At 31.8% G+C, this 9,192-nt stretch carries 6 protein-coding genes; all 6 read left to right on the top strand.

All coding sequences use genetic code 11. The features are described from left to right. Positions 1-1,250 precede the first annotated feature (1,250 nt). Genes ABE613_RS12725 through ABE613_RS12700 form a run of 6 tightly spaced genes read left to right on the top strand, consistent with a single transcriptional unit; the run spans position 1,251 to position 9,181 of the window. A complete protein-coding gene (locus ABE613_RS12725) occupies positions 1,251-2,027 on the top strand; it encodes an ABC transporter permease (RefSeq protein ID WP_347376562.1) in 777 nt (258 codons plus the stop codon). A gap of 16 nt (positions 2,028-2,043) precedes the next feature. After that, a complete protein-coding gene (locus ABE613_RS12720; protein WP_347376561.1) occupies positions 2,044-2,778 on the top strand; it encodes an ABC transporter ATP-binding protein in 735 nt (244 codons plus the stop codon). A 14-nt stretch (positions 2,779-2,792) separates the two neighbouring features. Further along, positions 2,793-3,395 (top strand): hypothetical protein, encoded by a 603-nt coding sequence (locus ABE613_RS12715; RefSeq protein ID WP_347376560.1) that lies wholly within the window; start codon positions 2,793-2,795, stop codon positions 3,393-3,395. A gap of 11 nt (positions 3,396-3,406) precedes the next feature. Continuing rightward, on the top strand, positions 3,407-5,587 hold the full coding sequence (locus ABE613_RS12710; protein ID WP_347376559.1) for a glycosyltransferase: 2,181 nt from the start codon (positions 3,407-3,409) through the stop codon (positions 5,585-5,587). Next, positions 5,587-7,773, top strand: a complete 2,187-nt coding sequence (locus ABE613_RS12705; RefSeq protein ID WP_347376558.1) for a glycosyltransferase — start codon at positions 5,587-5,589, stop codon at positions 7,771-7,773. Before ABE613_RS12710 ends, ABE613_RS12705 begins: the two co-directional genes overlap by 1 nt. After that, a complete protein-coding gene (locus ABE613_RS12700; protein WP_347376557.1) occupies positions 7,763-9,181 on the top strand; it encodes a DUF2142 domain-containing protein in 1,419 nt (472 codons plus the stop codon). Before ABE613_RS12705 ends, ABE613_RS12700 begins: the two co-directional genes overlap by 11 nt. Positions 9,182-9,192 lie beyond the last annotated feature (11 nt).

The raw sequence follows: 9,192 nt of genomic DNA, 5'->3' as shown, positions 1-9,192 counted from the left end.
TTTTATGATTTAGCCACAGCCTATCAGTCCGTGCACGTCAACTATTGAAACCGCCGTGTACCGAACGGTACGCACGGTGGTGTGAGAGGACGGGAGTTAATCACTCCCTCCTACTCGATCGTCTGGCGGCGCACGTCGCTAAGGGATGAAAGTTCCTAATCCACTCTAGTATTGAGAAGGATACAGCCGAGACCAAAGGGGTCCTATTTATGACAGAAACCATGATTAATGTGAAGGAAATCTAAAGGAAGGTGGAGGCCAATCTTTGGTCTGACAAACAGAAATCACATCGGGCTACAGTTGAGGACAAATTTTTGAAAAATCCAAAAGATTTCTATAGTTTGGAATCCTCGGTCAAGGCTTCCACTGAAAATTTTTCTGCCGGTTTTCTAATTATTGTTCTTTCTAGCATGAATGAAAGACTGTACAATGATGCTTGGCGCATAAACGCTCAATAACCATTTACCTTGGCGTAAACTCAAGTACAATATATGCTGTCATGAAAAACGAACTCTAATAACCTCTGTTGGAGATGGGGATTTGACAGTACATACTTCCAAAGTCGTAATAGCAGGGGAGAGTATTATTATCTTCTGGAAGAGAGTGTTGGAAAATAAAAAATGAAGGGTTTAATAACCAAAAGAAAAAGAACGGGCTGTACCGTATTGAACGCTTGAACAGCAGGAACAGCAATGCGATGAAGTACCATTATTTACTGACGCAGATCTCGGATATCGTGATGCAACTTTCTCTGGCGTGGAATCCACATATATAAGAGAACTGAGGCAGACAATAAAAAATACATCTTCTGGGCTACTGGAAAAATTTCGCGGACTGACAGTAACGGAAGAAGATGTATCCTACATTTTCAGATACACAACGGTGTAACTGGAATAACAAGGTTATTTTAGCACAGGTGGTGGTTGAATGGAAGATAGAACAATAGAATATTTATCCCAACAGAACAATAGAATATTTATCCACAAATTTCAGAAATTGGTGCAATAGCCCCATCAAGTGTGCATAACAGCCAAAAAAAACAAGAAAATTGTGGATAGCTTATAAAAAATGAGATGGTATTCTATGGGATAGGAACAATTAAATATATTCCTCACCGCTGGGTGAGATGTGATTCGCTTGCCAAAAAAGAGAAAAAATGATATAGTAAATTAGATTGCTTAATCATGTAAATGAATATTTTACAATGAATAATATGATAAAGTAAATATGTAAATGATGGAGGTATAGGAGTGACTCAATATATCCAAAATTTTTTGAGGTTTCAACCGTTGTTAAAAGAACTTGTGGCTCGCGATATTAAAATAAAATATAGAAGATCGGTATTAGGTGTGCTGTGGACATTACTTAATCCTCTTTTTATGATGATGGTATTATCGGTTGTGTTTTCTAATTTGTTTAAATTTGATATCGAAAATTTCCCTTTGTATCTTTTGAGTGGACAAGTGATTTTTAATTTTTTTAATGATACAACAACATCATCAATGGGGGCTATTATTAGTAATAGTTCATTAATTAAAAAGATATATGTACCTAAATATCTATTTGTATTATCTAGAGTGTTTTCTAGTTTTATTAATTTGATGGCTTCTTTTACGGCTTTAATGTTAGTAATGTTGGCATTACGTGTTGAATTGAGTTGGACGGTTATATTGGCACCAATTCCATTATTGTTTCTGGTTATGTTTTCATTAGGAATTGGATTAATATTGGCTGCGATTACAGTAAAATTTAGGGATATTATGCATCTGTATTCAGTGTTTACAACTGCATTAATGTATTTGACCCCTGTGATTTATCCTATGTCTATATTACCGAATTGGTTAGCACCTATTGTAAGGGCCAATCCTGTGACGAATATATTACTTATGTTTCGTGATGTAATGCTAAATGGAAATTTACCAAGTCTTGTAGGAATTGTAATAGCTTTTGTTGAGACTGTGCTAGCATTGGGGATAGGTTTATATGTGTTTTATAAAAATCAAGATCAATTTATTTTAAATATTTAGTTAATAGGAGAAGAATATGGAAAAGCAAACGATGATTTGTGTAGATCATGTTTATATGAGATTTAACCTGTCGTCTGAAAAATTCGATAGCTTTAAAGAATATGTGATAAAAAGCTTAAAAAAGCAAGTTTCGTATGATGAATTTTGGGCGTTGAAAGATGTTTCTTTTGAATTGAAAAAAGGTGATGCGTTGGGATTGATCGGATTAAATGGAAGTGGGAAAAGTACCATGTTAAAGACAATAGCCGGTGTGTTAAAACCAACTAAAGGTACTGTTACAGTTAATGGGAGCATAGCACCGTTAATTGAATTAGGGGCTGGCTTTGATATGGATTTGACAGCTAGAGAAAATGTGTTTTTAAATGGCGCATTGCTAGGATATTCACGAAAAGAAATGGAAAAGTATTATGATGATATTGTGGATTTTTCTGAATTGCAAAGTTTTATGGATGTTCCGGTGAAAAATTTTTCGTCAGGAATGGTTTCAAGGTTGGCTTTTGCTATTGCAACAATAGGAAAACCAGATATATTAATTGTAGATGAAGTTTTATCTGTTGGTGATTTCAGATTTCAGGAAAAATGTGAAAGGCGTATTCAGAATATGATGGATGGAGAAACAACAATACTTTTTGTTTCCCATAATATTAATCAGGTAGAAAAATTATGCAACAAAATTGTATGGCTGGAAAAGGGTGTTGTGAAAGCTTTTGGAGATGCAAAAGAGATTGCAAATGAATATAGAAAATCTTAATCAGAGGTATAACGATGAAAAAAGTGATAAAAAGAACATTGTGCATATTAGCTATTTTGTTGTTTGCTTTTGCTTATGCACATATTGCAAAAACACATAAAATATATGACGGAAATATTGATCCTAGTGAATATGGAAATATCGTTGAATCCAATCCAATTGTTCTTGAACAAAGGTTTGTGATGCAAGATAAGTATTTGGATGGGATAAGAATAAAGGGTGTAGAAAATAATGATATAAGCCAAGTCTTTATTAAATATTCTTTACGTGAAGCAGATTCCGATAAAAAGGTGGCTGAAGGTGAGGTCAATGCAAAAAAAAGTTTGAAAAATCGTTTTTATGAATTACCATTTGATAGAATAGAAAATTGTAAAGGAAAGGAATATATATTAACAATTGAACAGCACTCTAAAGATGAGGAGAGTTTTGTTTGCTTTTCGTTTGAAAAAAAAGTTGAACCTAATACGGAATTATTATTAAACAATAATAAAATTGAGGGGACTTTGATTGTAAAAACGATAACAAATAGATTTGATGTGGAAACATTTTTCGTCGTAATTTTATTTGTATTCTATATGATTTTCTTTATAAGACTATTATATAAATTGTTTAAATAGTGAGGTTTAGTATGAGAGAATTGATCGGAAAAGTGACAAGCACATTAAAAAGTGAAGGAATAGTTGCACTTAACAAGAAGGCTTTTTCGTATGTTCAGACGAGACGAATTGAAAGACAGGTTAGAGAGGAACAAGTATTTAGAGATGTGTTATTTATTGATGGGTGTGGTTCGACAGTACCACACCCTGCTCGCTATAGAATTACACATCAAAGAGAACAATTAGCATATTATGATATATCAAGTAATGAGGTCTTTTATCAACATTTATCAATTGAAATGGTAAGGTTATATAGGACCTTTGTGTTTTTTAGATGTCCTTATAATGATAAAATTGGTGAGTTTATTCAATTGGCGAAAAAGTTAAATAAAACGGTTTTATTTGATATTGATGATTTAGTGATTGACACAAAATATACTGATCTAATACCATATTTGGATACTATGAATATGCAGGAAAGAAAACAATATGATGACAATGTTAGGGCTATGGGTAAAACGCTAAAAAATTGCGATGCTGCAATTACAACGACATCGTGTTTGCAAAAAGAACTATTAAATTATGTGCCACAAGTATTTGTTAATCGTAATACAGCATCTGAAAAAATGGAATTTTTATCAGAAAATGCTTTGAAAAATAAGGTAAAAAGACAGACAATTGATTTGGGGTATTTTAGTGGAAGTATAACTCATAATGATGATTTTGAGATGATTTTACCAGTTATTCTCGAGCTATTAGATAAATATGATAATTTGAAATTGCATATAGTGGGAGAATTGTGTGTTCCCAAGGAATTGAGTCCTTATTCTGATAAGGTAAAGTGTCATCCTTTTGTAGAATGGACAAAATTACCTGAATTAATAGCACAGGTTGACATTAATTTAGCTCCATTGATAAATTCTGTATTTAATGAAGCGAAATCTGAAAATAAATGGATAGAAGCTGCATTAGTTCAGGTACCAACCGTTGCAAGTAATCTTGGGGCCTTTAAGGAATGTATTCAGAATAATGTGACGGGAATTTTGTGTGAGACATTGGAAGAGTGGAATGAAGCACTTGTTACTTTGATAGAAGAGCCGGACAAAAGGGAAAAAATTGCATTACAAGCATATGAGCATTGCAAAAAGAATTGTGTTTCTTATACAAATGGATATGGTTTATCCCAGTTTTTGAAAAATCATTGTAAGAAAAATATTTTGTTCGTATTGCCTTCTTTGCAGATAAGTGGGGGAGTAATGGTTGCGGTTAAACATGCTTGTGTATTACAAAAGAAAGGATATGATGTTTCTTTAGCTTGTATGAATGCTTCTGTTAATTGGGAAAAATGTGATGGACAAGAATTACCTGTATTAATGCTTAATAGAGGAATGATAAAAGGAAGTTGGGATATTGCTGTAGCCACTATGTGGACAACTCTCTCTTACTTATTGTCATACGAAAAAATAAAAAGAAGATTATATTTGGTTCAAAATTATGAAACTGATTTTTATAAAGCAGGAAATGAATTGAGGTTAAAAGCAAATGTCACGTATGCTGTAGAATCAGGTGTAAATTATATAACTATTTCGAAATGGTGCCGAAAATGGTTGAATTCACAATTTGGTCAAAATGCAAAATATGCACCCAATGGTATATCTTTTAGACAATTTAATCTTGGCTCTAATGAAAGAGAATTTAAAGGGAAAATTAAAATTTTAATTGAGGGGGACTGCGCTTCGTATTATAAAAATGTGGATGAAAGTTTTTTGATTACAAATAGACTAAATTCAGAGAATTTTGAAATTTGGTATTTATCATATAATGCTGAACCTAAGGCATGGTATCATGTTGATAAGTTTTTTCATAAAATACCATATGAAGAAGTGGCGGGAATATATCGAAAATGTGATATTTTGTTGAAAACAAGTATATTAGAGAGCTTTTCTTATCCACCATTGGAAATGATGGCTACGGGAGGGATGGTTGTAGCTGTCCAAAATGATGGGAATAGTGAATATTTAGTGAATGAAGACAATTGTTTGATATATGAGCAGGGATGTATAGATGATGCCGTCCAGAAAATTGAAAGAATATGTTCTGAAGAACAATTAAGACATAAACTATATCTTGGTGGAATAAGAACGGCTAAAATGAGAGATTGGAGTAATTTGGAGAATAAGATTGTTAATTTATATATGGAGGAAAAAGAATAATGGCACAGGTAGAATCATTAAACCAAAAGCTAGTTAGAATCATAAAAGAAGAAGGAGTAAAAACAGCAGTAGTAAAAGGGAAAAATTATATTAAAAGAGTGATTTCTGGAGATCCAATTAAATATTGTTTTAAAGATATTTTATTTATAAATGGTTGTTATTTACCACACCCAAGCAGGTATAGAGTTCAACATCAGATGGAGCAGTTACAAGCTTTTGGGTTGTATGTGGATAGTGTTTTTTATGAACGATTAAAACTAGATATGTTAAAATATTATCGTGGTTTTATTTTTTTTAGATGTCCAATTACTGGCGAGATTGAAAAGTTCATTGACCAAGCTAAATATTATAATAAACCTGTAATATTTGATATTGATGATCTTGTGATTGATAAAAAATATACAGATTTAATTCCTTATGTAAAAACAATGTCTGCAATAGATAGAAAAACTTATGATGATGGGGTGGAAAGAACTAGAAAAACTTTAGAAAAATGTGATTGTGCAATTACAACGACCAATGTATTAGCAAATGAATTAAGAAAATATGTAGCAGATGTATATGTTAATCGAAATGTAGCCTCTGAGAAAATGCTAAAATATTCTGAAAGAGCATATGGAAATATTAATAAAGATGAAACAAAGGTGATTTTGGGTTACTTTAGTGGAAGCATAACTCATAATTCGGATTTTAATATGATTCTTCCTGTTATTAAAAAAATTATGAGAAAAAATCCACAGGTATATTTAAAAGTCGTTGGGGAACTTGATATTCCAACAGAACTTCAAGATTATAAAGAACGTGTGATTTCAGTCCCTTTTGTAGAATGGAAAAAACTTCCTGAATTAATAGCATCTGTAGATATCAATCTTGCACCTTTGGAAAATAATATTTTTAATGCAGCTAAATCTGAGAATAAGTGGATGGAGGCAGGATTGGTTCATGTTCCGACTATAGCAAGTAAAGTCGGAGCATTTGAAGATGTGATTTGCCATAAAGAAGATGGTATTTTGTGCGAAACGGAGAAAGAATGGGAGAATGAACTTGAGAGTTTAATTATTGACCCTGAATATCGAAGAAGAATTGGACAAAATGCTTATGTAGTAGCTAAGAAAAAAGTTACAACATATACAGGAAGAGGATTGACAGAATATATTTTATCTAAAATGCCTAAAAATTTCGGATTTGTATTACCAACGACAAATATAAGTGGAGGAGTTAATGTAATAATAAAACATTGCAATATATTAAGAAATCATGGATATGATGTGTTTATAATTAATGAAGATCGAAATTCTAATGATATAGTAAATAAGGATGGTAGAGTGCCTGTTATACAGAAATATGATACAAGATTTGAAGCATATGTTGATACTTTAGTAGCTAGTTTGTGGAGTACGTTGGATTTTGTAAAAAGTTATTCCAATGTGTATCATCGTGCATATTTAGTTCAAAATTTTGAAACTAATTTTAATCCAGATGGATATTTTGAAAAAATATTAGCAAATGCTACATATAATGCACTCGTTCCGATTCATTATTTGACAATTTCTAAGTGGTGCCAAGAATGGCTGAGAGAAGAATTTGGAAAGAACAGTAAATATGTACCTAATGGGATTGATTTGAGTATTTTTAAATATTCTGAGAGAAAATTTGAGGGGAAAATTAAAATTTTAATTGAGGGCAATAGCGATGACCATTATAAAAATGTGGATGAAAGCTTTAAAATAGTAGAAAAGTTGGATAAAGAAAAATATGAAATATATTATTTATCATACCAAGGTGGTGCCAAGGAATGGTATTATGTTGATAAATTTCTACAAAGAGTGCCTCATGATAAGGTTGGAGAAATATATCAAAGTTGTGATATTTTGTTGAAAACCAGTATTTTAGAAAGTTTTTCTTATCCACCATTGGAGATGATGGCCACGGGAGGAATTGCTGTAGTTGCTCCAAATGGGGGGAATAAAGAATATCTAAGAGATGGGGAAAATTGCTTGTTATATAACTTAGGAGATATTGATGAGGCAGTTAATCAAATTGAAAAAGTTTCAAAAGATAAAAAATTGAGGGAGATTTTGCTAGAAGGCGGTTTGCAAACAGCAAAAAAAAGACAATGGAATGAAATTGAAGAGGATATTGTTGACATGTATATTAGTTTAAAGGAGACAGAAGATGAACAATAGTTCTATTGTAAAAAGATTTATCTATCTTTCTATAGTATTTGGAATGATTCTATTGGTGTTAACACCGCCGTTTCAAGCGCCTGATGAAGATAGCCATTTTAAAAAGGCGTATGTGATTTCAAAAGGAAATTTGTTCCCTGAAGTGCAAAACGGTAAAATAGGGTTTATGTTGCCAGAGGGATTGGTTAATTATATCGAAGAACAAACTAAAAAAGCAGGTGATTTAGATGAAACATTCGAGTATAAAGAGATATATCTTTCAGAACGATTACCTGGGGAATATGGAGCAGAAAAATTTTATAATTTTTCAACGGCAACGACAAATCCTTTAGCACATATTATCCCTGCTTCGGGAATTATATTTGGGGAGTTCATTGCAAAGATAATTCAAATTGGTTTGCCGTCTATTGTGTATTATTTATATTTCGCTAGAATGTTTAATCTGCTTTTTTATATTATAATAATTGCAATGAGTATTCATATTTCGCCTATTTTAAAAAGAACTATTGCGATGGTAGGATTAATGCCCATGGCTTTGTTTTTGGCTTCAACGGCTTCTTATGATACATTATTAATTGCTTTGGCTTTTTTGGCAACTGCAATAATATTTAGTTTATCATATGGAGAAACACAAAAAAAATTAACAATGCCATATATAGTTATTCTTGGGATAATTGCATATTTATTTATTGCAATTAAAATAGTATATTTACCATTATTTTTATTGATGCTGTTTTTGCCTAAAAGAGAATTAAGTAATATAAAAGAATATGTAAAGAAATTATTGATATTGTTTGCAATAGTTATAGGTATATATTTGGTTTTCCGTTTTATTACACCTTCTTTAGAAGCGGTAGATCCAAAAAATACGGATATTCTTGTTTCGAAGCAAATAGATTATGTTATTCATCATCCGGTACAGTATTGTAAGATCTTTTTTAATACCTTAAAGGAAACCCGACTTTATTTAGTATCATCAACAATAGGAGTATTTGGTTTATTAGATACAAATTTGTTTTGTGCATTTTTGGGCTTGTATTTAATTTGCATGCCAATATTGGGAATTTTTGAAATTAGTATTGATAAAGTAAAGGTAAAAATAATTGATAGAATGGTCGTGCTTATAAGCGTGATGGCATCAGTTTTTGGGTGTTATTTGGCTATGTATATTTACTGGACAATTAGCATAGATGGATATGGTGTAGGTGCACAGTCTATAACAGGGGTACAGGGGCGTTATTTTATTCCAATGATGCCGGTTTCTTTTTTAATATTTGCAAATTTGCGTTTACAGAAGAATGAAAAGTTAAGAAAGATAATGATAGGCATAGTTGATAATTATGCTCTGTTAAGCATTGTTATGTTAAGTGTTTCCTGTATAGTTATTTTGCTGCGATTCTGGTGTTAAATTAGTGAGAG

It is taken from the genome of Dorea chungnamensis, assembly GCF_039832125.1.
Lineage (GTDB): Bacteria > Bacillota > Clostridia > Lachnospirales > Lachnospiraceae > JAFBIX01.
Note: the sequence above shows the minus strand (reverse complement) of the source record. Positions and strands in the feature narration are given on the sequence as shown.

Bases quoted from the DNA above. Each gene is read 5' to 3' on its own strand.
- ABE613_RS12710 (WP_347376559.1), top strand. From the start codon at position 3,407: ATGAGAGAATTGATCGGAAAAGTGACAAGCACATTAAAAAGTGAAGGA.
- ABE613_RS12705 (WP_347376558.1), top strand. From the start codon at position 5,587: ATGGCACAGGTAGAATCATTAAACCAAAAGCTAGTTAGAATCATAAAA.
- ABE613_RS12720 (WP_347376561.1), top strand. From the start codon at position 2,044: ATGGAAAAGCAAACGATGATTTGTGTAGATCATGTTTATATGAGATTT.
- ABE613_RS12700 (WP_347376557.1), top strand. From the start codon at position 7,763: ATGAACAATAGTTCTATTGTAAAAAGATTTATCTATCTTTCTATAGTA.
- ABE613_RS12715 (WP_347376560.1), top strand. From the start codon at position 2,793: ATGAAAAAAGTGATAAAAAGAACATTGTGCATATTAGCTATTTTGTTG.